The organism is Shumkonia mesophila, from assembly GCF_026163695.1.
GTDB classification, from domain to species: Bacteria; Pseudomonadota; Alphaproteobacteria; order Rhodospirillales; family Shumkoniaceae; genus Shumkonia; species Shumkonia mesophila.
In genome coordinates this window covers 79,629-106,003 of the sequence record NZ_JAOTID010000005.1, presented here as the reverse complement: position 1 = coordinate 106,003, position 26,375 = coordinate 79,629, and the positions used below count along the sequence as shown (strand labels likewise).

The 26,375-nt window shown below is 66.1% G+C and carries 25 protein-coding genes and 1 tRNA gene; 19 read left to right on the top strand and 7 right to left on the bottom strand.

What is annotated here, in order from left to right; genetic code table 11:
- The first annotated feature begins 13 nt into the window (after positions 1 to 13).
- A complete protein-coding gene (locus tag ODR01_RS10335; protein WP_316977566.1) occupies positions 14 to 691 on the top strand; it encodes a class I SAM-dependent methyltransferase in 678 nt (225 codons plus the stop codon).
- 35 nt (positions 692 to 726) lie between these two features.
- On the opposite strand, the gene ODR01_RS10330 is transcribed toward ODR01_RS10335, so the two are convergent.
- A tRNA-Gln gene (locus ODR01_RS10330) sits at positions 727 to 800 on the bottom strand.
- A gap of 221 nt (positions 801 to 1,021) precedes the next feature.
- Here ODR01_RS10330 and ODR01_RS10325 point away from each other — a divergent pair.
- The 4 genes from ODR01_RS10325 to ODR01_RS10310 all read left to right on the top strand — a co-directional run bounded on the left by ODR01_RS10325 (position 1,022) and on the right by ODR01_RS10310 (position 4,019).
- A complete protein-coding gene (locus tag ODR01_RS10325; RefSeq protein WP_316977565.1) occupies positions 1,022 to 2,098 on the top strand; it encodes a Ppx/GppA phosphatase family protein in 1,077 nt (358 codons plus the stop codon).
- The gene (locus ODR01_RS10320) at positions 2,095 to 2,799 is read left to right on the top strand and encodes an RlmE family RNA methyltransferase (RefSeq protein ID WP_316977564.1); all 705 of its coding nucleotides are present in this window, start codon (positions 2,095 to 2,097) and stop codon (positions 2,797 to 2,799) included. The genes ODR01_RS10325 and ODR01_RS10320 overlap by 4 nt, the downstream gene beginning before the upstream one ends.
- 181 nt (positions 2,800 to 2,980) lie before the next feature.
- Complete coding sequence (locus ODR01_RS10315) at positions 2,981 to 3,466, top strand: Hsp20 family protein (protein WP_316977563.1); 486 nt, start codon at positions 2,981 to 2,983, stop codon at positions 3,464 to 3,466.
- Between the two features lie 46 nt (positions 3,467 to 3,512).
- Positions 3,513 to 4,019, top strand: a complete 507-nt coding sequence (locus tag ODR01_RS10310; RefSeq protein WP_316977562.1) for an Hsp20/alpha crystallin family protein — start codon at positions 3,513 to 3,515, stop codon at positions 4,017 to 4,019.
- A 54-nt stretch (positions 4,020 to 4,073) separates the two neighbouring features.
- Here ODR01_RS10310 and ODR01_RS10305 read toward each other — a convergent pair whose 3' ends face one another.
- Entirely contained in the window at positions 4,074 to 4,523 is a 450-nt protein-coding gene (locus tag ODR01_RS10305; RefSeq protein ID WP_316977561.1) for a host attachment protein, read from the bottom strand.
- Between the two features lie 184 nt (positions 4,524 to 4,707).
- Here ODR01_RS10305 and guaB point away from each other — a divergent pair, with 184 nt between their 5' ends.
- Both guaB and ODR01_RS10295 read left to right on the top strand, forming a co-directional pair.
- Positions 4,708 to 6,183: an IMP dehydrogenase gene (guaB, locus tag ODR01_RS10300; RefSeq protein WP_316977560.1), complete on the top strand. Its 1,476-nt coding sequence runs from the start codon at positions 4,708 to 4,710 to the stop codon at positions 6,181 to 6,183.
- A 144-nt stretch (positions 6,184 to 6,327) separates the two neighbouring features.
- Positions 6,328 to 7,650, top strand: a complete 1,323-nt coding sequence (locus ODR01_RS10295) for an RsmB/NOP family class I SAM-dependent RNA methyltransferase (RefSeq protein WP_316977559.1) — start codon at positions 6,328 to 6,330, stop codon at positions 7,648 to 7,650.
- A gap of 279 nt (positions 7,651 to 7,929) precedes the next feature.
- On the opposite strand, the gene ODR01_RS10290 is transcribed toward ODR01_RS10295, so the two are convergent.
- Positions 7,930 to 8,832: a LysR family transcriptional regulator gene (locus ODR01_RS10290; RefSeq protein WP_316977558.1), complete on the bottom strand. Its 903-nt coding sequence runs from the start codon at positions 8,830 to 8,832 to the stop codon at positions 7,930 to 7,932.
- 715 nt (positions 8,833 to 9,547) lie between these two features.
- Here ODR01_RS10290 and guaA point away from each other — a divergent pair.
- Positions 9,548 to 11,098, top strand: a complete 1,551-nt coding sequence (gene guaA / locus ODR01_RS10285) for a glutamine-hydrolyzing GMP synthase (RefSeq protein WP_394356820.1) — start codon at positions 9,548 to 9,550, stop codon at positions 11,096 to 11,098.
- Between the two features lie 255 nt (positions 11,099 to 11,353).
- Here guaA and ODR01_RS10280 read toward each other — a convergent pair whose 3' ends face one another.
- A complete protein-coding gene (locus ODR01_RS10280) occupies positions 11,354 to 12,235 on the bottom strand; it encodes a LysR substrate-binding domain-containing protein (protein WP_316977556.1) in 882 nt (293 codons plus the stop codon).
- A gap of 148 nt (positions 12,236 to 12,383) precedes the next feature.
- Between ODR01_RS10280 and ODR01_RS10275 the strand changes: the two genes are divergently transcribed.
- The 5 genes from ODR01_RS10275 to ODR01_RS10255 all read left to right on the top strand — a co-directional run bounded on the left by ODR01_RS10275 (position 12,384) and on the right by ODR01_RS10255 (position 16,395).
- Positions 12,384 to 12,788 (top strand): nuclear transport factor 2 family protein, encoded by a 405-nt coding sequence (locus ODR01_RS10275; protein WP_316977555.1) that lies wholly within the window; start codon positions 12,384 to 12,386, stop codon positions 12,786 to 12,788.
- Positions 12,789 to 13,097: 309 nt separating this feature from the next.
- Entirely contained in the window at positions 13,098 to 14,129 is a 1,032-nt protein-coding gene (locus ODR01_RS10270) for an NAD-dependent epimerase/dehydratase family protein (RefSeq protein WP_316977554.1), read from the top strand.
- A 33-nt stretch (positions 14,130 to 14,162) separates the two neighbouring features.
- Positions 14,163 to 14,807, top strand: coding sequence for a cupin domain-containing protein (locus tag ODR01_RS10265; protein WP_316977553.1), 645 nt, complete (start codon positions 14,163 to 14,165; stop codon positions 14,805 to 14,807).
- A 158-nt stretch (positions 14,808 to 14,965) separates the two neighbouring features.
- Positions 14,966 to 15,982, top strand: a complete 1,017-nt coding sequence (locus tag ODR01_RS10260) for a zinc-binding alcohol dehydrogenase family protein (protein ID WP_316977552.1) — start codon at positions 14,966 to 14,968, stop codon at positions 15,980 to 15,982.
- A 47-nt stretch (positions 15,983 to 16,029) separates the two neighbouring features.
- Positions 16,030 to 16,395 carry an MmcQ/YjbR family DNA-binding protein gene (locus ODR01_RS10255; protein WP_316977551.1) on the top strand — a complete coding sequence of 122 codons (366 nt, stop codon included), beginning with the start codon at positions 16,030 to 16,032 and terminating at the stop codon, positions 16,393 to 16,395.
- 120 nt (positions 16,396 to 16,515) lie between these two features.
- Here ODR01_RS10255 and ODR01_RS10250 read toward each other — a convergent pair whose 3' ends face one another.
- Both ODR01_RS10250 and ODR01_RS10245 read right to left on the bottom strand, forming a co-directional pair.
- Positions 16,516 to 16,968: a DUF1465 family protein gene (locus ODR01_RS10250; protein WP_316977550.1), complete on the bottom strand. Its 453-nt coding sequence runs from the start codon at positions 16,966 to 16,968 to the stop codon at positions 16,516 to 16,518.
- Between the two features lie 146 nt (positions 16,969 to 17,114).
- Positions 17,115 to 18,017 (bottom strand): LysR family transcriptional regulator, encoded by a 903-nt coding sequence (locus ODR01_RS10245; RefSeq protein ID WP_316977549.1) that lies wholly within the window; start codon positions 18,015 to 18,017, stop codon positions 17,115 to 17,117.
- A 125-nt stretch (positions 18,018 to 18,142) separates the two neighbouring features.
- Between ODR01_RS10245 and ODR01_RS10240 the strand changes: the two genes are divergently transcribed.
- From ODR01_RS10240 to ODR01_RS10225, 4 genes are all read left to right on the top strand, one after another.
- Complete coding sequence (locus ODR01_RS10240) at positions 18,143 to 19,021, top strand: polysaccharide deacetylase family protein (RefSeq protein WP_316977548.1); 879 nt, start codon at positions 18,143 to 18,145, stop codon at positions 19,019 to 19,021.
- A gap of 125 nt (positions 19,022 to 19,146) precedes the next feature.
- On the top strand, positions 19,147 to 20,532 hold the full coding sequence (locus tag ODR01_RS10235; RefSeq protein WP_316977547.1) for a dipeptidase: 1,386 nt from the start codon (positions 19,147 to 19,149) through the stop codon (positions 20,530 to 20,532).
- A gap of 84 nt (positions 20,533 to 20,616) precedes the next feature.
- A complete protein-coding gene (locus tag ODR01_RS10230; protein WP_316977546.1) occupies positions 20,617 to 21,669 on the top strand; it encodes a molybdopterin-dependent oxidoreductase in 1,053 nt (350 codons plus the stop codon).
- A gap of 62 nt (positions 21,670 to 21,731) precedes the next feature.
- Positions 21,732 to 22,124 (top strand): SRPBCC family protein, encoded by a 393-nt coding sequence (locus tag ODR01_RS10225; protein ID WP_316977545.1) that lies wholly within the window; start codon positions 21,732 to 21,734, stop codon positions 22,122 to 22,124.
- 129 nt (positions 22,125 to 22,253) lie between these two features.
- Here the strand turns inward: ODR01_RS10225 and ODR01_RS10220 are convergent, their stop codons facing one another.
- Positions 22,254 to 23,576 (bottom strand): EAL domain-containing protein, encoded by a 1,323-nt coding sequence (locus ODR01_RS10220; RefSeq protein ID WP_316977544.1) that lies wholly within the window; start codon positions 23,574 to 23,576, stop codon positions 22,254 to 22,256.
- Between the two features lie 486 nt (positions 23,577 to 24,062).
- Between ODR01_RS10220 and ODR01_RS10215 the strand changes: the two genes are divergently transcribed.
- Together ODR01_RS10215 and ODR01_RS10210 are read left to right on the top strand one after the other, a co-directional pair.
- Positions 24,063 to 24,272 carry a cold-shock protein gene (locus ODR01_RS10215; RefSeq protein WP_316977543.1) on the top strand — a complete coding sequence of 70 codons (210 nt, stop codon included), beginning with the start codon at positions 24,063 to 24,065 and terminating at the stop codon, positions 24,270 to 24,272.
- Positions 24,273 to 24,472: 200 nt separating this feature from the next.
- On the top strand, positions 24,473 to 26,335 hold the full coding sequence (locus tag ODR01_RS10210; protein ID WP_316977542.1) for an ABCB family ABC transporter ATP-binding protein/permease: 1,863 nt from the start codon (positions 24,473 to 24,475) through the stop codon (positions 26,333 to 26,335).
- Positions 26,336 to 26,375 lie beyond the last annotated feature (40 nt).

Here is a 26,375-nt window from a genome sequence, read left to right as displayed (position 1 = left end):
TGGAAGCCGCAGCATGACGACGACGTCGTTTCGCAAATTGGACGACTATTATACCAACGCCCGTACCGACGTTGCCGCGATGATCCCCTCCGATGCCGCGAGGATTCTGGAAGTCGGTTGCGGGTCCGGCAACACGTTGGGCTATCTCAAGCAAAACGGCATCGGCACGTGGCATGGCGGCGTCGAGATCAACGCCGGCATGGCCAAGGAAGCCGCTGCTAAGGTCGACCGCATCTGGATCGGGGCCATCGAAGATGTCCTTGCGGCCGAAGGTGGCGTCGGCGCGGTCGAGAACTTCGACGCGATCCTTTGTCTCGATGTCCTGGAGCATCTCCTCGATCCGTGGACCGTCCTGAAAAAGCTGGTTGGGAATCTGTCGCCCGGGGGGACGGTGATCGCCAGCATCCCCAATATCCGCTTCTACAAGGCGGTGTTTCCCCTTCTTCTCAAAGGGAAATGGTCCTACGAGGAACGCGGCGTACTGGATTCCACCCATCTGCGGTTCTTCACCCGCGAGACGGCGGTGGCGATGGTCCGCGACGCCGGGCTGGAAATTACCGCCGTCGAACCGTCGACGGCCCTCAAGCCCTGGAAGAACAAATGGATCATCAACAGGCTGACGGGCGGCCGGTTGATCGACTTCTATGCCTATAATTATCGGATAGCGGGCAGGAAGCCGGCCATCGCCTGATGGCCGCCGGCTGCTCGTGCTGAATCGGGAAAAGTTGGCTGGGGCGCCAGGATTCGAACCTGGGATCACGGGGCCAGAACCCGTTGCCTTACCGCTTGGCTACGCCCCAACGCGTTTGATGCCGTCAGTATAGCGGGAGCCGGCCCCGACGACCAGAAACAAACCGGTCGCGGGCGGCCGGGTTCCCGGCGGCTGCGCGGGCTTCTAGCATAGGCCGTCGCGTTTGGGTAGGAATTTTCGTTTCACCGCCGACGGCGCCGTCGACCTTTCGCCCACCCCCCGGTTTGCGCTATCAATGCGGATGCGGAGTCGATCCGCGAGGGAGGGTACATGCGGCGAGACGCGTTCAGGGACGAGCGCGAGCGGCGCGTTGGATCGCAGGCACGCGGTCCGGCGGGGCCGATCTATGCCGCGGTCGATCTCGGCACCAACAACTGCCGCATGCTGGCGGCGCGCGCCTATGGCGACGGGCTTCACGTGGTCGATTCGTTCTCGCGCATCGTGCGCCTGGGAGAAGGCGTGTGGCTCAGCGGCCATCTCGACGGGGAAGCCATCGAGCGCACGCTGGCCGCCTTGCGCATCTGCGCCGTCAAGATCCGGCGACTCGGTGTCAAGCGCTGCCGCAACGTCGCCACCGAGGCCTGCCGGCGCGCCATCAACACCCCGGCCTTCCTGGAACGGGTCGAGGCCGACACCGGCCTTGTCTTCGCGTCGATCTCGCCGGAGGAAGAGGCCCGCCTCACCGTCGCCGGCTGCATTCCCCTGCTGGATTCCACCATGGCCAAGGTGCTCATGTTCGATATCGGCGGCGGCAGCACCGAGATCGCCTGGCTCGACCTTTCCGATGCCGTCGGGCCCCGTATCCTGGGCACCCTCTCCATCCCGGTCGGCGTCATGACGGTGGCCGAGACCTACGGCACCGGCGTGCTGTCCGGACCCCATGCCGCCGAACTGACGGCCCACATCGACGACACGCTGGCCGACTTCGACCGCGTCTACGGAATCAGCCAGGAGATCGCCCGCGGCTCGGTGCAGATGCTGGGCACCTCGGGAACCGTCACCACGCTGGGCGGCATCCACCTGGGCCTCGCGCGCTACGACCGTTCGAAGGTCGACGGCATCGACATCCCGTTCGCCGCCATCGACGAGATGGTGCAGCGCCTTTCCACGTTGTCGGTGCCGGAGCGGGCCGACATTCCCTGCGTCGGCAGGCAGCGGGCCGATCTGATGGTCGCCGGCTGTGCCCTGCTCGGCACCATCTGCCGCCGCTGGCCGGTGGGCAGCCTTCGGGTCGCCGACCGCGGCCTGCGCGAGGGCATGCTGCTGGAGATGATGGCTGCCGACGGCATCGGTCCCGCTTCGCTCCCCCTGCCGAACACGGACGACGCCACCCCGGTGCCGGTATGACCGACGAGCGCAAACGGACCGGCCGCGGTTCGAGGCTGAGCGGACGCACCATCGCCACCCGGGTACGCACCGCCAAGGGCCGCAAGACGTCGTCAACCCGGTGGCTCCAGCGCCAGTTGAACGACCCCTACGTCGCCGAGGCCAAGAAGCAGGGCTTCCGTTCGCGGGCCGCCTTCAAGCTGATGGAAATGGACGACCGCTACGGCTTCCTCAAGAAGGGCGGCCGCGTCGTCGATCTGGGCGCGGCGCCGGGCGGCTGGAGCCAGGTGGCCGTCGAGCGGATCGGACCGGCCGGCCATGTCGTGGCGCTCGACATCAACGCCATGGACCCGCTGGCCGGTGCCCACGTGCTGCAGGCCGACTTCCTCGACCCGGCGGCGCCCGGGCTTATCGTCGAGGCCCTGGGTGGCCCCGCCGACGTCGTGCTTTCCGACATGGCGGCGCCGACCACCGGCCACCCGCCCACCGACCATTTGCGCATCATGGCCCTGCTGGAGGCGGCGCTGGATTTCGCCGGCTCGGTGCTCATCCCGGGTGGCACCTTCATCGCCAAGGTCTTCCAGGGAGGCAGCGAACGCGAACTGCTGGCCCGCATGAAGCGCGACTTCGCCACCGTGCGCCACTCCAAGCCGCCGGCCTCGCGCAAGGAATCGCCGGAGCTTTACGTCGTCGCCCAGGGCTTCCGGGGGACGGTCCCATAATATACTGATATAAAATAATTTTTACGGCCCGACACGAGTCCGCTCCGCTCCCCTTGCAGCGCCGGAATCCCCTGCCTAAATCAAGCTTCGCCGGGTGCCAGGTACGGGCTCGGCGGCAATCTTGGGCCCGCCCCTTAAGGGGGTCCGGTTGCGGATGCATTGCTCACAGGAGGATGTAGCCATGACGACTTTCGATTTCACTCCCCTCTTCCGTTCGACCATCGGCTTCGACCGGCTGGCTGGCCTGGTCGAGGACGCCATGCGTTCCGACGTCGCCGGCAGCGCGTTTCCGCCTTACAACATCGAGAAACGCAACGCCGACAGCTACCGCATCACGCTGGCCGTCGCCGGCTATGGCGAAGACGACCTGGCGGTCGAAAGCAAGGAAAACGCCGTCATCGTCACCGGCCGGCGCAAGCCGGAAGGCAACGAGGTGACGTATCTCCATCGCGGCATCGCCGAGGGCGACTTCAAGCGGACCTTCCAACTGGCCGATTATGTGCGGGTGGCCGGCGCCACCTTCGATCGCGGCCTGTTGCATATCGACCTCGTCCGCGAGCTGCCCGAATCGATGAAGCCCCGGCGCATCGACATCAAGGCGTCGCCGATGGAGAAGATCACCGCCAAGGCGAAGAAGATGATCGAGGGCGCGACCAGCGCGGCCTGACGGCCGGCCCGGTTTTCGTGTCCGACGATTTTGAATGGAGGAGATCATGACACTTCGTGATTTGACCCCGTGGCGCGCCCGCTCGACGCCGGCGCCGCTGCCCTTCGATAGCGGCTTCGACACCCTGCGCCGCGAAATGGACCGCCTGTTCGACGGCTTCACCCGCGGCTTCGGCCTGCCCTCGGCCGGCAACGGCTTGGGATTCGGCGAGGCCGGCTTCGTGACCCCGCGTCTCGACGTCGCCGAGACCGAGACCGCCTATGAGGTTTCGGTCGAACTGCCGGGCATCGAGCGCGACGACCTGGAGGTCGTCGTCGCCAACGGCGTGCTGACCATCAAGGGCGAGAAGAAGGCCGAAAGCGAGCAGAAGGAGAAGGGGCGGCTCTATGCCGAGCGGTCCTATGGCGCCTTCCAGCGCTCGCTCCCGCTGCCGGCCGACGCCGACGACGGCAAGGTCGAGGCCGCCTTCAAGAACGGCGTGCTGAAACTGACCATCGAGAAGACCCCCGAGGCCAAGGCCGAGGTGCGTCGGATCGACATCAAGTCGAAGTAACGGCGGCCCTTCGGTCGCAGGCGGCGGCGCTGCGGCGCCGCCGCCTTCGTTTTGCTAGAGAACCAGGCCGTCGCCTTCCAGCCGGGCCGGCAGGTCGTGCTCGGTCAAGCCGGTCAGGTCCTTGCCGATCTCGCGCACCACCCGCTGGCGGGCCGCCGGGTCGAGCTTGGCGCGCAAGGCGCCGAGCGGTTCCGGCGGCGCCACCAGCACCAGGCGCTCGAAGGCGTTGCGCCGGACGGCGGCATTCAGCACGCCGGCCATGCCGGCGGCGAAGCGCCGCTTCTCGAACCGGTGCCAGTCGACGCGCGGCGCATAGCCGTGGCGCGGCCCCGCCCCCGGCACCGCGGTGCCCGGCCGGTCGGCCATGACCTCGCGGGTCGGCGGCAGGTCGGTGGCGAACTCGCCGGCCAATGCCGACTTGAGCCCCTTGCCCGGCCCCTCGTTGAGGAAGACGCGGGCACGGGCGCCATCGGCGATCAGAATCCATGTGCGGGTCGCTTTCATGCCAAACTCCTGGGCTGTCGTTGAAAGCGCAAGACGTGAGCCCACCCGGGCCACCCCACAATTTTACACCAATCGGCCCCCGATTTCCGCAATCATTGCGACCGCCGCGGCCTCCCCGCCGATCTTCCTTGGCAATGCCGGATGGTTCTGTATGATGCCGTGCCATCTTTCAAACGGAGGTGGCATGAACATCCGCGAAGCCCTGACTTTCGACGACGTGCTGCTGGTGCCGGCCGAGTCGAGCGTCCTGCCGTCGGGCACCGATACCCGAACCCGCCTGACCAAGACCATCGAATTGGGCATTCCGCTGCTGTCGGCCGCCATGGACACGGTGACCGAAGGCGCGCTGGCCATCGCCATGGCCCAGGCCGGCGGCATCGGCGTCATCCACAAGAACCTGACCCCCGACGAACAGGCGGCAGAGGTCCGCAAGGTCAAAAAGTTCGAATCCGGCATGGTGGTCAACCCGCTGACCATCGGCCCCCAGGCAACCCTGGCCGAGGCCAAGGGGATCATGGAATCCCACCAGTTCTCGGGGCTCCCGGTGGTCGAACCGGACAGCGGCCTGCTGGTCGGCATCCTGACCAACCGCGATACCCGCTTCGCCACCAATCCGCGCCAGCCGGTCGCCGAGCTGATGACCCCCCACACCGCCGAGCGCCCGCTGGTGACGGTGAAGGAAGGGGTCGAAATGGACGAGGCCCGGCGGCTTTTGCACAAGCACCGCATTGAGAAGCTGCTGGTGGTCGACGAGGCCTTCCGCTGCATCGGCCTGATCACCGTCAAGGACATGGAGAAGGCCCAGAAGTTCCCCCACGCCTGCAAGGACGAGAAGGGGCGCCTTCGAGCCGCCGCCGCCACCGGGGTCGGCAAGGACGCCGAGCGGCGCAACGAGGCGCTGCTGGAGGCCGAGGTCGACGTCATCGTGGTCGACACCGCGCACGGCCATTCGCGGGGCGTGCTGGAGGCGGTCAAGCGCATCAAGGCGATGAGCAACTACACCCAGGTGATGGCCGGCAACATCGCCACCGCCGAAGGGGCCCAGGCCCTGATCGACGCCGGGGCGGACGCCATCAAGGTCGGCATCGGGCCCGGCACCATCTGCACCACCCGGGTGGTGGCCGGCGTCGGCGTGCCGCAGCTTTCCGCCATCCTCGAAGCTTCCGAGGTGTGCCGCAAGGCCGGCATCCCGCTGATCGCCGACGGCGGCGTCAAGTATTCGGGCGACATCGCCAAGGCCATCGCGGCGGGCGCCGATTGCGTGATGATCGGGTCCCTCTTCGCCGGCACCGACGAAAGCCCGGGCGAGGTGTTCCTGTTCCAGGGGCGATCCTACAAGTCCTATCGCGGCATGGGCTCGCTGGGCGCCATGGCGCGTGGCTCGGCCGACCGCTACTTCCAGCAGGAGGTGGCCGACACCCTGAAGTTCGTGCCCGAGGGGGTGGAAGGCCGGGTGCCCTACAAGGGGCCGGTCAACGCCGTCATCCACCAGCTGGTCGGCGGCCTGCGCTCGGCCATGGGTTACACCGGCAAGCGTACCATCGGGGAAATGCAGCACGGCTGCACCTTCCGCCGGGTGACTTCGGCCGGCCTGTCGGAAAGCCATGTGCACGACGTCACCATCACCCGCGAGCCGCCCAACTACCGCGTCCGCGACTAGGGTGGACGTAATGGGCGAAGCGCCCCCCTCCCTGCCCCTCCCCCACGAGGGGGGAGGGAATCGAAAGAGTGCCCCCTCCCCCTTAATGGGGGAGGGACGGGGTGGGGGTGAGTTGTCCGGCCGCCCTGCCGTCCCGGCCCCGCAATGACCCCCGCCGCCCGCCTCGCCGCCGCCATCGAGCTGCTGGAGGCCATCGGCCGCGCCGGGCCGCCGATCGAGCCGGTCATCGACGGCTTCGTGAGGTCGCGGCGCTACATGGGCGCCAAGGACCGCCGGGCGGTGACCGGGCGCGCCTTTGCCGTGCTGCGCGCCCTGCGCCGCCTGGACTGGCACCTGGCGCGGGCCGGCCGCGACACGCCGACGGCCCGCCGGCGGGCGCTGGCCGGCCTGCTGCTCACCGAGGCCCTGAGCCCCGCCGACGCCGCCGCCCTGTTCTCGGGCGAAGGCCACGCGCCGGCCCCGCTCGACGCCGAGGAGACGGCGCTGGCCGAGGCCCTGGCCGGCCGTTCCCTCGACGATCCCGCCATGCCGGGGCCGGTCCGCCTCGAATACCCCGACTGGCTGGACGGGCCCCTCGGGCGCGCCTTCGGCCCGCGCCTGGCGGCCGAGATGGCGGCGCTCAATGCCCCCGCCCCCCTCGATCTTCGGGTCAACACCCTGAAGGCGACGCCCGAGGCGGCGCGGCAGGCCCTTTCCGCCGAGGGGGTGGAAAGCGAACCCACGCCCCTGTCGCCCATCGGCCTGCGCGTCGCCGGCCGCGCGGCGCTGCCGACCACGCGGGCCTTCCGGGACGGCCTGATCGAGGTGCAGGACGAGGGCTCGCAGATCGTGGCCCTGCTGGCCGGCGCCCGGCCGGGAATGACGGTGATCGACTTCTGCGCCGGGGCCGGCGGCAAAACCCTGGCGCTGGCCGCCGCCATGGGCGAGGCCGGCCGCCCGATGGGCACGCTGTGGGCGCTGGACGTCGAGGGCCGGTTCCTCAAGCGCCTGACCGAGCGCGCCGCCCGGGCCGGGGCGGCGGCTATCCGCACCCATGCACTGGAAGGCGAGGCCGACCCCTGGCTCGCCGCTCACGCCGGCCTGGCCGATCTCGCGCTGGTCGACGCGCCATGTTCGGGAAGCGGCGTCTGGCGCCGCCACCCGGCGGCCCGCGCCTGGCTGACGCCTGAGCGCCTCGCCGACCTCATGGCCCGCCAGTGCCAGGCGCTGGAGGCCGCCGCCGGCCTGGTGAGGCCCGGCGGCCGGCTGGTCTACGCCACCTGCTCGCTGCTCATGGAGGAAAACGAGGACCGGGTTGGCGACTTCCTGGCCGCCCACCCCGATTTCCAGATGGTTGCCGTCGCCGACGCCTGGGCCACCGCGCTGGCCGCCCCCTGCCCGGCCACCGGCCCGACGCTGCGTCTCAGCCCCGCCACCACCGGCACCGACGGCTTCTTCGCGGCGATCCTGGAACGGGCCCGGAAATGACGAGAATTCGGTTTTGGCGATTCACGTCAACCGATTGAAAAATAACGGCAATCTCCGGATTCCCCGAAAAAAACATCGTCATTTCTCGTCATTTTGCCGTTTTATCTTTTGAAATCAGCGGGTTAATGCCATCCGACGGAAGGGGGACAAAAGGTCGGGCCGCTCGTGGCCGGCTCGGACTGGCTCGATGCCCGGGATACGCCTATTTACCTGTTAAATATCGAAAAATGGATTATATACCTATTTGCGGAAAAATTCAAGCGTTTTCCGCCGCGTGCCTCACCCCTGCCGCCACGGCGGCACCGGGGAGAATTTCTCGTCCAGGAAGTCGACGAAGGCGCGCACTTTCGAGGCCAGGTGCTGGCGGTGCGGGAAGATGGCGTAGATGGGCAGGGTGTCGTCCTTGGTGTGCTCGGTCAGCACCGGCACCAGGAGGCCGTCGCGGATCGCCGCTCCGGCGACGAATTCGGCCAGCCGGATGAGCCCCGCCCCGGCCATCGCCATGCGCACCAGGGTTTCGCCGTTGTCCACCATGACGTTGCCCTTGACCGTGACGACGCGCCCGCCGTCGAACGGCCAGCGGTTGAGGTGGCGCTGGGCGTTCCACCAGATGATGCAGTTGTGCTTCAACAGGTCCTCGGGCTCGCGGGGCGCGCCGAAGCGCTTGAGATAGTCGGGCGAGGCCACCACCACGCGGCGGTCGTCGACCAGGCGATGGACGATCAACGAGGAATCCGGAAGGTTGCCGTGCAGCACGCCGACGTCGGCCCCGGCCTCGATGACGTCCATCTTGCCGTCGGTCAGCGTAAGGTCGATGTGCACCCCGGGGTGGCGGGCCAGGAACTCGGGGATGATCGGCACCAACTGATAGTTGCCGAAGGCGACCATCGAGATGACCTTGAGCGGGCCGGTGAGTTCGGATTTGGCGCGCGACACCGAGGCTTCCGCCTCTTCGATCTCCTGGATGATGGCGCGGCTGCGCTTGTAGAACTCCTCGCCCTCGGCGGTCAGCTTGAACTGCCGGGTGGTGCGGTTCATCAGGCGCACGCCCAGGCGTTCCTCCAGCCGGGTCATGATCTTGCTGATGGTCGAGGGCGCCAGGTTGAGCGCGCGCGCCGCCGCCGACAGGCCGCCCTCATCGACCACCCGAACGAAGATGCCCATTTCGTGCGACCGTTCCATCCCCCGCCCTCGCCTTATGACCCAGGTTCACAGATGATATGACCCCTGGACGGGTTATGAATCAAGGGAAAGGGGCGTAGCCTTTGTTGTTGGAAGGCCCATTTGTTCCCGGACGACGGGAACGGGCGACGATAAGGACAACGGCCATGGCACGTTCGGTTATGACTCCCCGTCCCGCGATGACATCGCGTGAACTGGACCTGTGCGTGGCCCGGGGAAAGGACGCCCGCAGCGACGGCCTTCGGCAGATCGCCGGCTGGCTGCGTTCGCGGCTGTCTTCGCACCCTGTCCAGCGGCCCTCTCACAAGGGGGCACCGTCTACTGCCTAACGCCCTCGCTGCTTAAGCAGTTTTTCCAGGTTTTTCCTCAGGTTAGGCAAACCTGGACCGCCGCGCTCTCCGTTGCCTCGGAACGCGGCGGTTTTCTTTTGGGCGCATGGCATCCCCCTTTCGACGCGTGAAGCCAGCCAACCCTCTCCGCCGGCGGGGCGGAGAGGGTGCGCGCGAAGCGTGCGGGTGAGGTGGGGAAGGGCCGACGCCTGAGACTTCCCCCACCTCACCTTGATCCTCTCCGCCCCCGGGGGCGGAGAGGAAAATCGCTTATGCCGACGGTGGGGGGATGGCGAGGAACGCGCGCCTTTGGGCTGGCGGGCGGGTGGGGTTTCGGCTATCGTCCGCTCCCGATTCACCCGAGCAGCGGAATGCCGGCACCCGCCATGACCGAACGCGTCCTCATCGTCGATTTCGGCTCGCAGGTGACGCAGCTGATCGCGCGCCGCGTGCGCGAGAGCGGCGTCTATTGCGAGATCCATCCCTTCCACAAGGTCGACGGCGCCTTCCTGGCCGCCTTCGCGCCCAAGGCCATCATCCTGTCGGGCGGCCCCGCCTCGGTCACCGAGACCGACACCCCGCGCGCGGCGCCCGAGATCTTCACCCTGGGCGTGCCGGTGCTGGGCATCTGCTATGGCCAGCAGACCATGATGGCCCAGATGGGCGGCCGGGTGGAGGGATCGGACCACCGCGAGTTCGGCCGCGCCTTCGTCGAGGTCGACGGCACGTGCGGGTTGTTCGACGGCGTGTGGTCGCACGGCGACCGCCACCAGGTGTGGATGAGCCACGGCGATCGCGTCATCGAACTGGCCCCCGGCTTCCGTCCCGTCGCCGTCACCGAGGGGGCGCCCTTCGCCGCGGTGGCCGACGACGAGAAGAAGCTCTACGGCGTGCAGTTCCACCCCGAGGTGGTGCACACGCCGCACGGCGCCGCACTGTTGCGCAACTTCACCCACACCATCGCCGGCTGCCGGGGCGACTGGACGATGGCCGCCTTCCGCGAGCAGGCCATCGCCAAGGTGCGGGCCCAGGTCGGCAAGGGCCGGGTCATCTGCGGGCTGTCGGGCGGGGTCGATTCCTCGGTGGCCGCGGTGCTGCTGCACGAGGCGATCGGCGAGCAGTTGGTCTGCGTCTTCGTCGACACCGGGCTTCTGCGCCTGAACGAGGCCGACGAGGTGGTCGAGCTGTTCCGCGGCCACTACAACATCCCGCTGGTCGCCAAGGACGCCTCCGACATCTTCCTTGCCAAGCTCGACGGCGTCACCGACCCCGAGAGGAAGCGCAAGATCATCGGCGCCACCTTCATCGACGTCTTCGACGAGGCGGCGAAAGAGGCCGGCGGCGCCGATTTCCTGGCCCAGGGCACGCTTTATCCCGACGTCATCGAATCGGTCTCCTTCGCCGGCGGCCCTTCCGTCACCATCAAGTCGCACCACAACGTCGGCGGCCTGCCCGAGCGCATGAAGATGGCCCTGGTCGAGCCGCTGCGCGAACTGTTCAAGGACGAAGTGCGGGCCCTGGGCCGCGAGCTCGGCTTGCCGGAACGGCTGGTCGGCCGCCATCCCTTCCCCGGCCCCGGCCTGGGCGTGCGCATCCCCGGCGCGGTCAGCCGCGAGCGGGCCGACATCCTGCGCAAGGCCGACGCCATCTTCATCGAGGAGATCCGCGCGGCGGGGCTTTACGACGCCATCTGGCAGGCCTTCGCCGTGCTGCTGCCGGTGCAGACGGTGGGCGTCATGGGCGACGCCCGCACCTACGATTTCGCCTGCGCGCTGCGCGCCGTCACCTCGACCGACGGCATGACCGCCGACTACTACCCCTTCGCCCACGACTTCCTGGGCCGGGTCGCCAACCGCATCATCAACGAGGTGCGCGGCATCAACCGGGTGACCTACGACATCACCAGCAAACCGCCGGGAACGATTGAGTGGGAGTGAGAGGAATGCTCTGGTGTAGGATGGTGATTTATCGCTGCACACCGGAGCCGATTGCCCCTGAGCGAAAGCAGTCGATAGTCGGCCCAGCCCACTAAGCGACACCGGCGCCAAAGGCCAACTTGGCGCGGAACAACCCATAGGCGCTTCGATGCAATGGACCGAGCTGGGGGGAGGTGACGATCTTCTCTTAACGACGATGACGGTAGTTTTGGTCAGGTCGCCGGTTCGGTTCTCCTAGCAAGCTCGAGAAAAACGTTAAGAGAGTCGCAGCGCGTTCACCAGTGCAGACAGCGCAGCAGGCTTATGCTCGCGACTGGGGTAATACATGAAAAAGCCGGGAATTGGCGGCGTCCAGTCCTCCAGGACGCGGATAAGCCGACGCTTCGCAATGTACCCTGCGACCTGCTCTTCATAAGCAAGTCCAAGGCCAACTCCAGCGAGCGCCGCCTGAATCACCAGGTGAGTGTCGTCGATTATGAGCGGGCCATTCACGCTGATCGTGACCGACTTTCGTCCCTGCTCGAACTCCCACCGATACGGACCGCCCGGAAGACGCAGCGTTATGCACCGATGGTCATTGAGATCCTTTGGCTTTTGCGGAATGCGTCGTGAGGCGAAATAGCGGGGCGATCCCACCACTGCCAATCGCAATTCTGGCGTGACGGGCACCGCGATCATATCCTTTTGAATGTACTCGCCGAGCTGAATACCGGCATCGAACTCGCCTGCAACGAGGTCTAGAGGGCCAGTGACGGTGACAACGTCGAGAACGATGTCAGGGTAGGCCTCAGCGAATGCCGTGAGCCTCGGCAGCAATACCATCACCGCAGCCGACCGTGACATTACAATTCGAAGACGCCCCGCAGGTCGGTGCCGAACGCTTCGGGCTTTGTCTAGGGCACGAGCAATTTGCTCAAGTGCCGGAGACAAGTCTTTCAAAAGAGCAGCCCCAGCAGCGGTTGGTGCGACACTCTTGGTTGTCCGAGCAAGAAGCTGCAGCTCGAGTCGTTGCTCAAGTCCCCGGATCGTGTGGCTCAGGGCAGACTGAGACACACCTAGCTTTACCGCAGCCCGTGTAAAGCTTCGTTCACTGGCAACGATTGCAAATGTAGCGAGTTCGTTCAGTTCGTGCCTCATGATTTATGAATATCGCTCATGACCGCATCCCGTTCAACACGTCTAGTCTCATAAGCCACTTTGTCCTAGTCTTGGCCCACAAGGAGACGTGAGGCAACTGTCTGCACGTTTCGGCCTGGCTGACGCTCGGCAGAAGATAGCTGGGCGTATGAATCGGATCGGTAACAACTTTTTCGGGATGGCCATGGATACCGACGTTCGTGCCTTGCGCTCCCTAGCGCAGACCTATTTCGACGCCGCCTATGAAATGGATGCTGAGAAATTTGCATCCATATTTCATCCATCGAGTTCTGTGACAAAGGTCGGCGACGACGGCAACGTGGGCGTGACGCCGATTGCGACGTGGCTAGCGGCCGTCCGTAATATGGAAGCTCCGAAACAACGGGGCTTGGAGCGCGACGACCAGATCCTATCAATAGACGTTGAAAGAGACCTCGCGCTTTTGAAGTTAAAGTTGCAGATTCCGCCACGTTACTTCACGGACATGTTGTCATGCTTAAAGGTCAACGGAACCTGGAAGATCGTTCAGAAAGTGATGACTTCGAAAACGTAACGGCGTCAATGGCGCGAATCCCTCAGGTATCCGAACAACAAAATATGTAGACAGACCGAATCGCCTCTGCGGGAAGATTCGCTCGTTCGATTGTCGGTCAACTGCTTCCTATCCGATCGCTCCGGCATCGACCGCGTTTTGGCGACGCAGCGCGGCTGAAGGCCAGTACGGCCGCCCTGTTCAAGACGCTGATCCCCGTGTTCGGGTTGAGTGGCGCAGTGATGTTTCTCGGCGAAGCGATTCAGGGGTTTCAGGCTGTGTGTGCTCTAATCATCGTCATCGCCGTCGCGTCCGCAAGAAGGGCGTTTGTTGCGTGATCAGGTGGAGGTGGCGATGACAATTGTTGTGACGGGAAGCGCAGGACATCTCGGCGAAGCTTTGATGCGCGTTCTGCGGCATTCAAATCGGCGTGCCGTGGGCATCGATATCAAGCCGTCGTCCTATACCGATCTCGTGGGATCCATATCCGACCAGGACTTCCTGGGCAGTGTATTTCGCGGGGGAATTCAATCGATCATCCATACGGCCACATTGCACAAGCCGCATGTGGTGACGCATTCCCATCAGGAATTTGTCGACACAAATATTACCGGCACGCTGTGCCTGCTTGAAGCAGCGGCTGAAACCGGTATCGAGAGCTTCGTGTTCACAAGCACCACAAGCACCTTCGGGTCCGCTTTGACGCCGGCCCCTGGCGCGCCAGCTGCCTGGATCAATGAAGAAGTCGTCGCCATCCCCAAAAATATCTATGCGGCAACGAAGCTCGGCGCGGAGCACCTTTGCGAAATGTTCGCGTATAGGCGGAAACTGTCGCTCATCATCCTCAGGACGTCGCGCTTCTTTCCGGAAGAAGACGATAGTGTCGCCGTTCGGAATCGTTTCAGCCTCGACAATGCCCAGCTAAACGAACTGCTATATCGACGCGTCGACCTGGATGATGTTGTGCAAGCTCATCTGCTAGCATTGGAGCGCGCACCTCAACTCCGGTTTGGACGCTACATCATCTCCGCGCCGACGCCTTTTCGTAAAAGCGACTTGCTGCAATTGCGGCAGCAACCAGCAGTCGTAGTTCAACGCCTCTTCCCTGATGCCGAAGAGATCTACGCAAGGAAGGGCTGGTCGATGTTCGACGAGATCGACCGTGTCTATGTGAGTCAGCGCGCCATCTCTGCCCTGGGTTGGAGGCCGCGCTGGAATTTTGCTCGCGCACTACGGCTCGTGCAAAACGATGAGGATTTTCGCAGCCCGCTCGCTCGTGCCATAGGCAGTAAGGGCTATCACGACGTGGAGTTTCTGGAGGGACCGTACCCGGTCGATGCTCAGTGGACCGGAAAGACATGACAATGGCCGGACAAGAAGTCCTACTTTGTCAAAATGTGCCGCACGATGCATTGCGGCAGCCCGTCGGAAAACGAAACCCACTCGAAGCTCGTTCGTCCATTAACACAGGATTCGCCGTCGATAGACCTGTTCGGGCTGATCATCGGGTCTGAGCGGACCTATCTCCTGGTGAACCGACAGCCACCAAGGAGATCGACGATGGGTGCCAAAGTCACCGCAGCCGAACCGTTCGTTCGCAAGCCGGCAGCCGGCTCGACGCTCAAGGTACTGGGCGTCACCCACATCTACAAGGCGACGGGCGCCGAAACCGCGGGGTCCTTCTCGCTTTGGGAAGACGTGGTTCCGCCGGGCGCGGGCGCGCCAGCGCACACCCATGCCCATGAGGATGAAGCCTTCTATGTGCTGAGCGGCGAAATCGTCATCGAATTCGAGGGCGAATCGGCGCCCCATCGGATCGCGGCCGGTGGTTTCTTCTTCGGCCCGCGCGGGCGACGCCATGCCTACCGCAACGTCTCCGATAGGCCGGCCCGCGTCCTCGTCCTGTGCGCGCCGAGTTGCGGCCTCGACCGGATGTTCGCCGAACTGGACGCGGCCGCGACCGCGGGCATGCCGGAATTCGGAAAGCTGGCGGCCATCGCCGCCAAATACGGCGTCACCATCGAGCCGCCCGCCGCGTGAATGGTCGCGAACCCCGACGCAGAGCCGACGCTCTTAAAAAGCGCAAGAAGGCATGCACGGTGGATTTGGCCATGACGAATGCGGCACGCGGCATCCGTTCTTGCGCATAGGATCTCCAGATGCCACATCGTCTCCGATACTGAAAAGGGAGATGCATCATGCGCGCCGTCGCCTACAAGGTGTCCCGTCCGATCGACGACCGGGAAGCCCTCGTCGATGTCGACCTTCCGCGCCCCGAGCCCAGGGGGCGGGATCTTCTGGTCGAGGTCAAGGCCATCTCGGTCAATCCGGTGGACACCAAGGTCCGCGTCAGGGCCCAGCCGCCGGAGGGAGAATGGAAGGTCCTGGGGTGGGACGTCGCCGGCGTCGTGGCCGGCGTCGGCCCGGAGGCGCGCCGCTTCAAGGCCGGCGACGCGGTGTACTATTCCGGAGAGTTTACCCGGCCCGGGGCGAACGCCGAATTCCATGCGGTCGACGAGCGGATCGTCGGGACCAAGCCGCGCACCCTCGACTGGGCGCAGGCCGCCGCCCTGCCGCTGACGGCGGTCACCGCCTGGGAGACGCTGTTCGACCGCCTCGACGTCAAGCGCCCCGTTCCCGGGGCCACGGGCATCCTGATCGTCGGCGGCGCGGGCGGCGTCGGCTCCATCGCCGTGCAACTGGCCCGCCAGCTGACCGGACTGACGGTGATCGCCACCGCCTCGCGGCCGGAAACCGGCGAGTGGGTCAAGGATCTCGGCGCCCACCACGTCCTGGACCATTCCAGGCCGCTGTCGGAAGAGATCGCCGCCGCGGGATTGGCGGCGCCCGGTTTCGTCTTCGCGACCACCCACACGGACGCCCACCTTGCCGAGATCGTCAAGCTGATCGCGCCGCAGGGGCGATTGGCCGTCATCGACGATCCGGCGACCCTCGACATTCTGCCGTTCAAGCGCAAGTCGGTCTCGGTCCATTGGGAGTTCATGTTCACCCGATCCCTGTTCGCCACGGCCGACGTCGATGAGCAGGGCGCGGTGCTCGACGAGGTGTCGCGCCTCGTCGACGCCGGCACCCTGCGAACCACCCTCACCGAACGGTTCGGCGCCATCAATGCCGAGACCCTGAGGCGCGCCCACGCGCTGATCGAGAGCGGCCGGGCCCGCGGAAAGATCGTGCTCGAAGGCTTTTCCGCCTGAACGCCGGACCCGCGATCCTTGGGCGAAAACATCGTGAGACAACCGACATGACCTGCGACGAGTTCAACGCGTTCTGCCGTAGCCTGCCCGCCACCACCACCGTCGTGCAATGGGGCGGGTCCCATGTCTGGAAGGTCGGCGGCAAGGTGTTCGCCATCGGCGGCTGGAACGATGACGAAGCGAGGATCACCTTCAAGGTCAGCGACATCTCCTACGAGGTGCTGAGGGAGCAGCCGGGCCTGCGCCCCGCCCCTTACCTGGCGTCGCGGGGGCTGAAATGGATCCAGCATTTCGCCAAGCCCGGACTGTCCGACGACGAATTGCGGGACTACCTCGGAGAATCCCATGCCATCGTCGCGGCGGGCCTGCCGAAGGCGAAGCGGGCGCAACTGGGGCTTGACGCCGGCCGCTGAGAACCGGGCCCTTCGGCACCGCCGGGATCAGGCGGGGTCTTTCTCATGGGTCCGCACACCGGACGGCAGTTGAACCCAGGGATGTCGCCGGCAGTCGTAAACGAAATCATGGGGTGACCCTCAGGCCCGCGGCTGTTCGCGGGGCAGGCTTTTCGGTTCCCCGCCGACCCGGCCGCGACCGGACGATTGCCGGGGCGTCCCCCGCTTGACGCGCGACGCCGATGCATCCTTGGCCAGCCTCTGTACCCGCTGAAACAACGACCGGCTCCGCTCGACGAGCGATCGCAGTTCCGGATCGATGGCGTCATCCAGCGCCGGCGGCTCGCCCGACCGCTCGATCATCTCTTTCAGGTTTTCCCGGATTTCGGCCGGCGTCAGTTCGCCGGCGCGCAGGGCCTTCTGGTAAAGCCCCCAGGCAACCACCTGCTGGATCCGCTCGCTGGCCCAGAACCGCAAGCGGGTCGCCCGCAGGTCGCCACGGCCGACCGAACGAAGCAGATGGCTCCTCATCTCGACGGCCAGATCAAGGGCCTGTCGCTCGATTGCCGGGCAGACATTCAGATCCACGATCATCGCGAGCCCCGCCAAACAGATAGCCGAACCGAGGGCGTGGCGGCCTCGCCGACATGGTCCGGCCATGCCACCCCATCTCCTAAAGACCCGGCCGGCCGGCGATTTGTTCCCCGCTTGGCGCAGCAATAGAGACTCAGGCCCGCCACTCAGCCCCGGCGGCGGCGTGCGGCAACGGGCGGAAAGAGGTTTTCGGCCATGAAGTCGACGAAGGCCCTGACCTTCGGCGATGGGTGACGGCTGGACGGCCACAGCAAACGGAGGAGGCCGGCGTGGCGGACGTGGTCGTCGAGCACGCTTCGCAGCGTGCCGTCGGCGAGTTGGCGCCGGATCGCCGAGTCCGGCAGGCAAGCGATGCCCAGGCCCTGCTCCGCCATGTGGATCAGAGGCTCGATGGTGTTCGCGATCGCCGCCGTCGGCAGAGTCCCCCCTTGACCGCCACGCAGCGGCCATGGCTCGAATTTGCCGCTCGTGGCGTAGCGATGGTGCAGGCAGGCGTGTGCCGACAGCTCTTTGGGCGTTTTCGGAACGCCGCGACGGGCCAGGTAGGCGGGCGCCGCGACAAGCATCAGATGAAACTCACCCAGCACGCGGCTCATCAGCCGTGAATCGGCGACCTCCCCGGCCCTCACCACCGCGTCGAACCCCTCGCCGATGACGTCCACCAGCCGGTCGCTGAAGTCGAGATCGAGCTGAACTTCGGGATAGGCCCGCATGAAGGCGCACACGGCCGGCATCATCACCACGCCGACCAGCGGGAGGCTGACCCGCAGCCGGCCACGGGGCGCTTCACGGATCTGGGCGAGTTCCATCTCCGCCGCTTCGAGCTCGCCAAGGATGCGCCGGCACCGCTCGAGGAAGAGTGCGCCCTCCGGCGTCAACGTGATGGTCCGTGTGGAGCGATGGAACAAACGGACGCCGACCCGTTCCTCGAGCCGCGCGATCGCTTTCCCGATCGCCGATGCCGAGACGCCGAGTTGGCGCCCGGCGGCCGTGAAGCTGCGCGCCTCGGCGGCTTCCACGAAGGCGCTCATTGAACCGAGATTGTCCATCGCCCGCAGTCCCGATTATGGAAACTTCGTCCTGAGTGTTTTGAACTATAGCCCAATTTTCCATTGTCCCGCCAAGCGCCATCTTCGATGGAGTGCGGTCGAAAACCCATGAAATGGAGTTGGTCATGGACAACACCCTGTATGACTATTCGCCCATCGTCGAACGGCCCCCGTTGAGATGGCCCAACGGGGCGCGCGTGGCCTTCTATATCGGCCTCAACATCGAACACTTCGAAGTCGACAAACCGTCGACCAGCATCTGGAACGGCACGGCCCACCTGAAGCCCGACCCCCTCAATCATGGATGGCGCGACTATGGCGCCCGGGTCGGGTTTTGGCGCCTGCTCGAGACGTTCGACAAATTCGGGCTCAGGGCGTCGGCCCTTCTGAACGCCGACGTATGCCGCCATTATCCCCAGATCATCGAGGCCGGACGGCAGCGCGACTGGGCGTGGCTCGCCCACGGCAGAAACAATTCGATCCTGCAGGCAGACATCGCGCCGGCCGAAGAACGCCGGTTCCTGGAGGACGTGGTGGAAACCATCGCCGCGGCGACGGGGCGCCGTCCGCAGGGATGGATGGGCCCGGGCCTCAGCGAGACGTTCGGGACTCCGAAGATCCTGCGGGACCTGGGCCTGCGCTACATTCTCGACTGGTGCGCCGACGATCAGCCGTTTCCCATCAACGTGCCGGGCATGATTTCGGTGCCCTACTCGATCGAGTTGAACGACATCAACCTTTTCGTGTCGAAGAGCCTGTCGGGCGACGATTTCTATCGCGTGGCGGTCGATCAGTTCGATCAGCTCTACGAGGATGGGGCGGCCTCGGGGCGCGTGATGGCGTTGGCGCTGCATCCGTTCGTCATGGGGCAACCCTTCCGCCACAAATACCTGGCGAAGGCCCTCGACCACATCGTGTCCCGGCCCGGCGTCTGGCTGACCACAAGCGACGACATCGCCGCCCATTACCTTGCCGCGGCCTCCACCGCCAAGATCCCGGGATGACGACGTGAAAATGGCCGGGACGAAACGCCGCCGAGCTTTTTCGACCGGCCCACGGGTGCTTGGGGCTTTTCGTCCGGCCGGAGTCCCGCTACGGTTGCTTCGATGACCGACTGAAAGGCCCGACCATGTCCGATCTCGCTCCCGTCCTTGCCGTTATCGATGCCAATCTCGACCAAAGCCTCGCCCGCCTGTTCGACCTCATGCGCGTTCCCTCGATTTCGGCCGATCCGGCCTTCGCCAAGGACGTGCGCCGCGCGGCCGAATGGCTGGTCGCGGACCTGAAGACCATCGGATTTGACGCCAGTGTGCGCGAGACGCCCGGCCATCCGATGGTGGTGGCCCATCACGCGGGGCCGGCCGGGGCACCGCACGTTCTCTGCTATGGCCACTACGACGTGCAGCCGGTCGATCCGCTGGATCTTTGGGAGAGCGATCCCTTCGCGCCGGCCATCAAGGACCTGGGCGCCGGCCGCAAGATCATCACCGGCCGCGGTTCCTCGGACGACAAGGGCCAGTTGATGCTGTTCGTCGAGGCGTGCCGCGCCTTCAAGCAGGCGCAGGGAACGCTTCCCTGCGCGGTCACCATGCTGTTCGAGGGCGAGGAGGAATCCGGCTCGCCGTCGTTGAAGGCGTTCCTGGAAGCCAATGCGCGCGAACTCAAGGCCGACGTCGCGCTCATCTGCGACACCGGCATGTGGGACCGCGACACCCCGGCCATCACGGCCGGCCTGCGCGGCCTGGTGGGCGAGGAGATAACGGTGCGCGCCGCCAACCGCGACCTGCATTCGGGCGAGTTCGGCGGCGCCGCCGCCAATCCGCTCCACATCCTGGCGAAGATCCTGGCCGATCTCCACGACGAGACCGGCCGCGTCACCCTTCCCGGCTTCTATGACGGCGTCGAGGAGACCCCGCCCGAGGTCCTGAAGATGTGGGAAGACCTGGACCAGACGGCGGAAACCTTCCTCGGCCCCATCGGCCTGGCGGTTCCTTCCGGCGAGAAGGACCGCTCGGTCCTGGAACTGGTGTGGGCGCGCCCGACCGCCGAGGTCAACGGCTTCGCCGGCGGCTACGCCGGGCAGGGCTTCAAGACCGTCATCGCCGCCGAGGCCCATGCGAAGGTTTCCTTCCGCCTGGTCCACAGGCAGGACCCGGCGAAGATCCGCGCCGCCTTCCGCGACTTCATCCGGGCGCGCCTGCCGGCCGACTGCTCGGTCACGTTCAACCCGCACGGCGGATCGCCGGCCATCCAGCTGGATTTCCATTCGCCGCTCGTCAAGAAGGCCAAGGCGGCGCTGACCGACGAATGGCCGAAGCCGGCGGCGATCATCGCGGCGGGCGGATCGATCCCGGTGGCCGGCGAGTTCAAGGAAATCCTCGGCATGGACTCGCTGCTGGTCGGCTTCGGCCTGCCGGACGACCGCATCCATTCGCCCAACGAGAAGTACGATCTGTCGTCCTTCCACAAGGGGCAGAGAAGCTGGGCGCGCATCCTGGCCGCCCTCGGCGCCTGACCGCATAGCCGTTCGCCGCCGGAAAACCGGCGAACGGGCTCGTCTTTTCGGCTTCGCCACTTGTGGTCGCGGCTGGGCGAAATCATGTGTGCGTCCACCGGCATCGACGTGGAGGACCCCATGAACCACGCGCCCTATCGCCCGCCCATGGACCCCGCCAGCGGCGTTCGCCGCATCAAGCAGCGCCCGCACGAGATGGCGGACGCCACGACGGCGACGGAGGATGTTTTCGTCCTGGCCCATCTCGGCGTGCCGCGCGTCGACCCGGCGCGATGGTCGCTGGTCGTCGACGGGCTGGTCGGCCGGGCCGCAAGCTTCGGCCTCGACGATCTCAAGGCGCGCCCCAAGAAAACGGTGGAGGCCGTGCATCAGTGTTGCGGCAGTCCCATTGAGCCGACGGTGCCGACGCGCCGCGTCGCCAACGTCCAATGGGGCGGCGCCGATCTGGCCACGCTGCTGGACGAACTTGCACTCGATCCGCGGGCGCGGTTCCTGTGGTCGCACGGGCTCGATCGCGGCACCTTCGACGGGGTGTCCTGCGAGGGTTTCGTCAAGGACCTGCCTGTCGAACGCCTGGCCGCCGGCGACGTCCTGCTGGCCTACGAACTGAACGGCGCGCCGCTGCCGGCCGAACACGGCTTTCCGTTGCGGCTCGTCGTGCCCGGTTATTACGGCACCAACAGCGTCAAGTGGCTGGGACGGCTTACGCTCGCCGAAGGCCGGGCCGAGGGGCCGTTCACGACCACCCTTTACAACGACCCCTCCTCGGCGGCGGACAGGGCGGCCGGTCTTGCCGCGCGGCGCCCGGTCTGGGCCACCGCCCCGGAATCGATCATCGTCGCGCCGGCCCCCGACGCCACGGTTCCCGTCGGGAAGACGACGGAAATCTGGGGCTGGGCGTGGTCCTTTCGCGGCATCGCGGCGGCCGAGGTCAGCGTCGATGGCGGGGCGAATTTCACGCGCGCGGCCCTGGAGGAAAGGCGCGGCTGGGCTTGGCAGCGCTTCTCGCTGCCCTGGCGGCCGGCCGGGCGCGGCGACGTTCGGCTTTGCGTCCGGGCCATCGAGGCCAACGGCACCGCGCAACCCGGCGACGGCGCCCGCAACGCCATCCATGCCGTGCGCGTGACGGTTCTGTGAAGTTTGGCCCCGGGGGCTTGATCGGCGCCGGCTTTCGGCACACGTTCAGGGCCATGATAGACATGACTTTCGAGATCCCGGCCTCCATCGAGAAGACCTGGATCTGCCTGACCGGCCCCGCGCATCTGCGGCGCTGGTGGAACGACACCGTCACCCTTAACGCCGTCCCCGGCGGCCAATTCGAAGAAACGCAAGGCGACGCCCGCGGCAACGTGCTGGGCGTCAAGACCGAAAAAGAGCTTCGCCTGTCCTGGGCCGGCCCCGACTGGCCGATCGCCACCGAAATCACCATCCGGCTGACCGGCGGCACCGGCAACACGTGCGTCGCCCTTTCCCACGGCGGCTGGTCGGCCTTCCCCGAAGACGACCGCGATCACCTGATCGAGACCCACCGCGCGGGCTGGACCCGGCGCCTCAAAAGCCTCGCCGCCTATGCGGCCAATGACGTGAACTGAGCCCGTCGGCGGCCACGAAAGACACCGCGGCCTTCCCGTCTCGTCACCCCGGCACATCGTTAAAAGCTGGATTTCCGCAAAAGCGGAAATGACGACACGTGGGCTGGGCGGCGCGTCCCGCCCATCCCCTCAGGCCGCTTCCGGCGGCCAGTCCATATCGCAGCAGAAGACGCGCATCCGGGGCCCCATCTCGAAGGCCACCGAGAGGGTCAGGCAGATGTTGGCCCCGGTCAGCGACAGATAGGGCCGGGACACCTGGATCTCGCCGGGATTGGCCACCGCCCGGCGGAAGTACGGCCGCTGAACCCAGTTGGCGCCGGTGGGGTCGCGCAACGGCTCGAACTTGCGGTCGTCGCGCTCGGCCCGGCTGGGGTTGATGAGATTGGGGCCGACCTGGCCGCCGTCGGCATCGAGCAGGAAACAGCGCTGCACGCCCGGCTGCCCGACGAGGACCGCCGCCGCCTCGGCGATGGAGGCGCCGCCGGCGAGGCCCGTCTGCGCCTCGACGACCATGCCGACAAACCGGCGGATCAAACGCCCCGGGTCCTCGCCGCCGCTTCCCCGGTGGCGCAGGCTGTTGTGGACGGCCAGCGGCGGGCGGATGGCGGCGGCGCCGATGGTTTCCACCGGCAGGCCGAAGTAGTAGCCCTGGAAAAGGTCGACATCGGCCTCCATGGCGGCGACCGCCTCGCCCTCGGTTTCCACCCCCTCGGCGACCACCAGGCAGCCGACCTCGTGCAGCAGCGAGACCAGCCGGGGCAACCATTGGCGGAAGCTTGGGTTGCGCGGCGCCTGGGCGATGAAATCGCGGTCGAGCTTGACGATGTCGGGGCGGATCTTCCAGATGCGGTTGATGTTGGAAAAGCCGCTGCCGAAATCGTCCATGGCGACCAGGCAGCCGAGGTCGCGATAAAAACTGACCGCCTCGGCCAGGGCGCCTTCGTTGGCGATCTCGCTTTCCACCACCTCGATGACGATGCGATGCGGCTCGATGCCGCTGGTTTCGAGCATCTGGGCGAAAAAGGTCGAGTACCACGGCCGATCGAGGATGACCTGGGGATGGACGTTGAGGAACAGCCAGCACATGCCCGGATCGGACGCCGCGAAGTTGCGCATGTGAATGGCCCGGCAGGTACGGTCCAACAGAACGAGGCCCTCGTCGTCGCCCCTGGAGCGCGAAAACAGCGCGGCCGGCGACACCGGCTGGCCCAGCGGATCGCGCACCCGGGCCAGGGCCTCGTAGCCGACCGGGCGGGGATGGGCGAAACTGAAGATCGGCTGGAAGGCGCTTTGCAATCGAAGCCCGCGGAATTGCCCGATCAGCCGCCGGCCATCGGCCTGGATGCGCTGGGATATACGCTCGAAGTCGGCGAAACTCTCGATGGACCGGCCGTCCCCGGCCTGGTCCACCTCCTTCGCGATCGTGTCGTCCGCTGGATCTGACCCTGGCACCTGACGCATCCCCCTGGCTAGCGGCACGCCGTTTCCCCCCGGCGCCGCCGCGCCCTTGCCCGTTACCGCCCGCACCCGGGCGTTCCGGCCGTTTACGGCCTTGTCGAAAAAGTCGGGCGGGGACAATCATAGGATAGGGCTGCCACCCTTTTCAATCGAAGCATGATATTTCCGCGGGCACACATCGCGCCGTCGGCGCGGCCGCCTTCCGGACGGCGGCCCGCGGTAACACCCATGACGTGTGGCGCGCTCATCCGGGCGCAAGTCCGAGGCCGTCGTTTTCTCCTGGAAATGCAGCCGGAAATGGCGATTCGCGTGGCGGTAGATGGGGGTGTGTCCGGCTTCCCGCACTGAAACTAAAAGTTTTTAAGAACTTTTCTCATCAACCTTTTGTGGTTGCCTCTCCGCGCTGGCCGGGAGTACGCTATTGCAACCGCCTTAAGAATGCGGAACGTAATGACGAGGAACGCGGAAAGAGAGATTGCTATGCCTGTCGGTACGGTAAAGTGGTTCAATACGCGTAAGGGATACGGCTTCATCGAACAGGAAAGCGGCGACAAGGACGCCTTCGTCCACATCACCGCCGTTGAGAAAGCCGGCCTGCAAACCCTGCGCGAGGGGCAGAAGGTTCAGTACGAACTGGTCCCCGACATGCGCGGGCGGCCCTCCGCCGATCAGTTGGCCCTCATCGAGTAGTCCGCCGGACCGTTCGGCCCGACGGTCGATCTTCCCGGCGCCGCACGTCAGCGCGGCACCGTCTTGGCGTCTTATCCCGTCCGGCGGGCGCATACGGACGGGATGGTGTTTGGCAACCGTCCGCGCGCCACCCATATTCGACACGAACCTCGTGATTCGAAAGCGGCGCGCCCGGGCGTTCGGCGCGCGCCGGGATATTCATGGCCCAACACCGCGACCCACTGCCCCCCATGCAAGGCACCCGCAAGGATCTGTCGACGTTGCGCACCCTGCTGCCCTATCTGTGGCCGGCCGAATCGTCGAATCTGCGACTGCGCGTCGTCCTTGCCGTCGTTTTCCTGGTCGCCGCCAAGGTCGTCAACGTCACCGTCCCGGTCTTCTACAAGAAGGCGGTCGACGCGCTGTCGCCCGAGATCGTCGCCGTGGCGGCCGTCCCCGTCGCGCTGATCGTCGGCTACGGGCTGGCCCGCGTGATGGCCCAGGCCTTCGGCGAGGTGCGCGACGCGGTGTTCGCCCGGGTCGAACAGCGGGCCGTGCGGCAGGCGGCCCTTCGCACCTTCCAGCACCTGCACCGGTTGTCGCTGCGCTTCCACCTCGACCGCAAGACGGGCGGCATCAGCCGCGCCATCGAACGCGGCGTGCGCGGCATCGAGTTCCTGCTCGACTTCATGCTGTTCAACATCCTGCCGACGCTGTTCGAGATCCTGCTGGTCTGCGCCATCCTGTGGTCGCTTTACTCGGTGTGGTTCGCGCTCATCACGCTCGCCACCATCGCCTGCTATATCGCCTGGACGCTGATCATCACCGACTGGCGCATCAAGTACCGCCAGCAGATGAACGAAACCGACAGCCTGGCCCACACCCGGGCCATCGATTCGCTGCTCAACTTCGAGACGGTGAAATACTTCGGCAACGAGGCCCACGAGGCGCGGCGTTTCGATTCCGCGCTGGCCGCCTACGAGGAGGCCTCGGTCAAAAGCACCACCACGCTGTCGCTGCTCAACATCGGCCAGGGCGCCATCATCGCGGCCGGTCTGGTCGCCGTCATGGTCATGGCCGGCCAAGGCGTCGCCGGCGGCGCCATGACGATCGGCGACTTCGTGCTGGTCAACACCTACCTGATCCAGCTTTACATGCCGCTCAACTTCCTGGGCTTCGTCTATCGCGAGATCAAACGTTCGCTGACCGACCTCGAGCAGATGTTCGGCCTGCTCGACGAACCGGCCGAGATCAAGGATGCGCCGGACGCGCCGGCCCTGGCGGTGAGGGGCGGCGAAGTCGTTTTCGAGGACGTCCACTTCGCCTACGACGCCCGCCGGCACGTGCTCAAGGGCATCTCGTTTTCGGTGCCGCCCGGCAAGTCGGTGGCCATCGTCGGGCCCAGCGGGGCCGGCAAGTCGACCATCTCGCGCCTGCTGTTCCGCTTCTACGAGGCGACCGGCGGGCGCATCCTGATCGACGGCCAGGACATCCGCGACGTGACCCAGGAATCGCTGCGGGCCGCCATCGGCATGGTCCCCCAGGACACGGTGCTGTTCAACGACACCGTCTATTACAACGTCGCCTACGGCCAGCCCGGCGCCAGCCCGGCCGAAGTCGAGACGGCGGCCAAGCTGGCCCGCATCCACGACTTCGTCATGGATCAGCCCGACGGCTACCAGACCATGGTCGGCGAGCGCGGACTCAAGCTGTCGGGCGGCGAGAAACAGCGCGTCGCCATCGCCCGGACCATCCTCAAGAACCCCGCCATCCTGCTGTTCGACGAAGCCACCTCGGCGCTCGACACCCACACCGAACGCGAGATCCAGGAAAGCTTGGCCGAGGTATCGGCCAACCGCACGACGCTGATCATCGCCCATCGGCTGTCCACCGTGGTCGACGCCGACGAGATCATCGTGCTGGAGGGCGGGCGCATCGTCGAGCGCGGCAGCCACGCGCAATTGCTGGAAAGGGGGGGCGTCTATGCCGGCATGTGGACGCGCCAGCAGGAAGCCAGCCAGGCCCGCCGCCTGCTCGAAACGGAGGCCGATCCCGCCAACCCCGTCGACGCCGCGGCCGGATAGGACAGATCTATACGAGGAATGACCTCCGCCGCCTCACCGC

Bases quoted from the DNA above. Each gene is read 5' to 3' on its own strand.
- ODR01_RS10335 (WP_316977566.1), top strand. From the start codon at position 14: ATGACGACGACGTCGTTTCGCAAATTGGACGACTATTATACCAACGCC.
- ODR01_RS10325 (WP_316977565.1), top strand. From the start codon at position 1,022: ATGCGGCGAGACGCGTTCAGGGACGAGCGCGAGCGGCGCGTTGGATCG.
- ODR01_RS10320 (WP_316977564.1), top strand. From the start codon at position 2,095: ATGACCGACGAGCGCAAACGGACCGGCCGCGGTTCGAGGCTGAGCGGA.
- ODR01_RS10315 (WP_316977563.1), top strand. From the start codon at position 2,981: ATGACGACTTTCGATTTCACTCCCCTCTTCCGTTCGACCATCGGCTTC.
- ODR01_RS10310 (WP_316977562.1), top strand. From the start codon at position 3,513: ATGACACTTCGTGATTTGACCCCGTGGCGCGCCCGCTCGACGCCGGCG.
- ODR01_RS10305 (WP_316977561.1), bottom strand. From the start codon at position 4,523: ATGAAAGCGACCCGCACATGGATTCTGATCGCCGATGGCGCCCGTGCC.
- guaB (WP_316977560.1), top strand. From the start codon at position 4,708: ATGAACATCCGCGAAGCCCTGACTTTCGACGACGTGCTGCTGGTGCCG.
- ODR01_RS10295 (WP_316977559.1), top strand. From the start codon at position 6,328: ATGACCCCCGCCGCCCGCCTCGCCGCCGCCATCGAGCTGCTGGAGGCC.
- ODR01_RS10290 (WP_316977558.1), bottom strand. From the start codon at position 8,832: ATGGAACGGTCGCACGAAATGGGCATCTTCGTTCGGGTGGTCGATGAG.
- guaA (WP_394356820.1), top strand. From the start codon at position 9,548: ATGACCGAACGCGTCCTCATCGTCGATTTCGGCTCGCAGGTGACGCAG.
- ODR01_RS10280 (WP_316977556.1), bottom strand. From the start codon at position 12,235: ATGAGGCACGAACTGAACGAACTCGCTACATTTGCAATCGTTGCCAGT.
- ODR01_RS10275 (WP_316977555.1), top strand. From the start codon at position 12,384: ATGAATCGGATCGGTAACAACTTTTTCGGGATGGCCATGGATACCGAC.
- ODR01_RS10265 (WP_316977553.1), top strand. From the start codon at position 14,163: ATGTGCCGCACGATGCATTGCGGCAGCCCGTCGGAAAACGAAACCCAC.
- ODR01_RS10260 (WP_316977552.1), top strand. From the start codon at position 14,966: ATGCGCGCCGTCGCCTACAAGGTGTCCCGTCCGATCGACGACCGGGAA.
- ODR01_RS10255 (WP_316977551.1), top strand. From the start codon at position 16,030: ATGACCTGCGACGAGTTCAACGCGTTCTGCCGTAGCCTGCCCGCCACC.
- ODR01_RS10250 (WP_316977550.1), bottom strand. From the start codon at position 16,968: ATGATCGTGGATCTGAATGTCTGCCCGGCAATCGAGCGACAGGCCCTT.
- ODR01_RS10245 (WP_316977549.1), bottom strand. From the start codon at position 18,017: ATGGACAATCTCGGTTCAATGAGCGCCTTCGTGGAAGCCGCCGAGGCG.
- ODR01_RS10240 (WP_316977548.1), top strand. From the start codon at position 18,143: ATGGACAACACCCTGTATGACTATTCGCCCATCGTCGAACGGCCCCCG.
- ODR01_RS10235 (WP_316977547.1), top strand. From the start codon at position 19,147: ATGTCCGATCTCGCTCCCGTCCTTGCCGTTATCGATGCCAATCTCGAC.
- ODR01_RS10230 (WP_316977546.1), top strand. From the start codon at position 20,617: ATGTGTGCGTCCACCGGCATCGACGTGGAGGACCCCATGAACCACGCG.
- ODR01_RS10225 (WP_316977545.1), top strand. From the start codon at position 21,732: ATGACTTTCGAGATCCCGGCCTCCATCGAGAAGACCTGGATCTGCCTG.
- ODR01_RS10215 (WP_316977543.1), top strand. From the start codon at position 24,063: ATGCCTGTCGGTACGGTAAAGTGGTTCAATACGCGTAAGGGATACGGC.
- ODR01_RS10210 (WP_316977542.1), top strand. From the start codon at position 24,473: ATGGCCCAACACCGCGACCCACTGCCCCCCATGCAAGGCACCCGCAAG.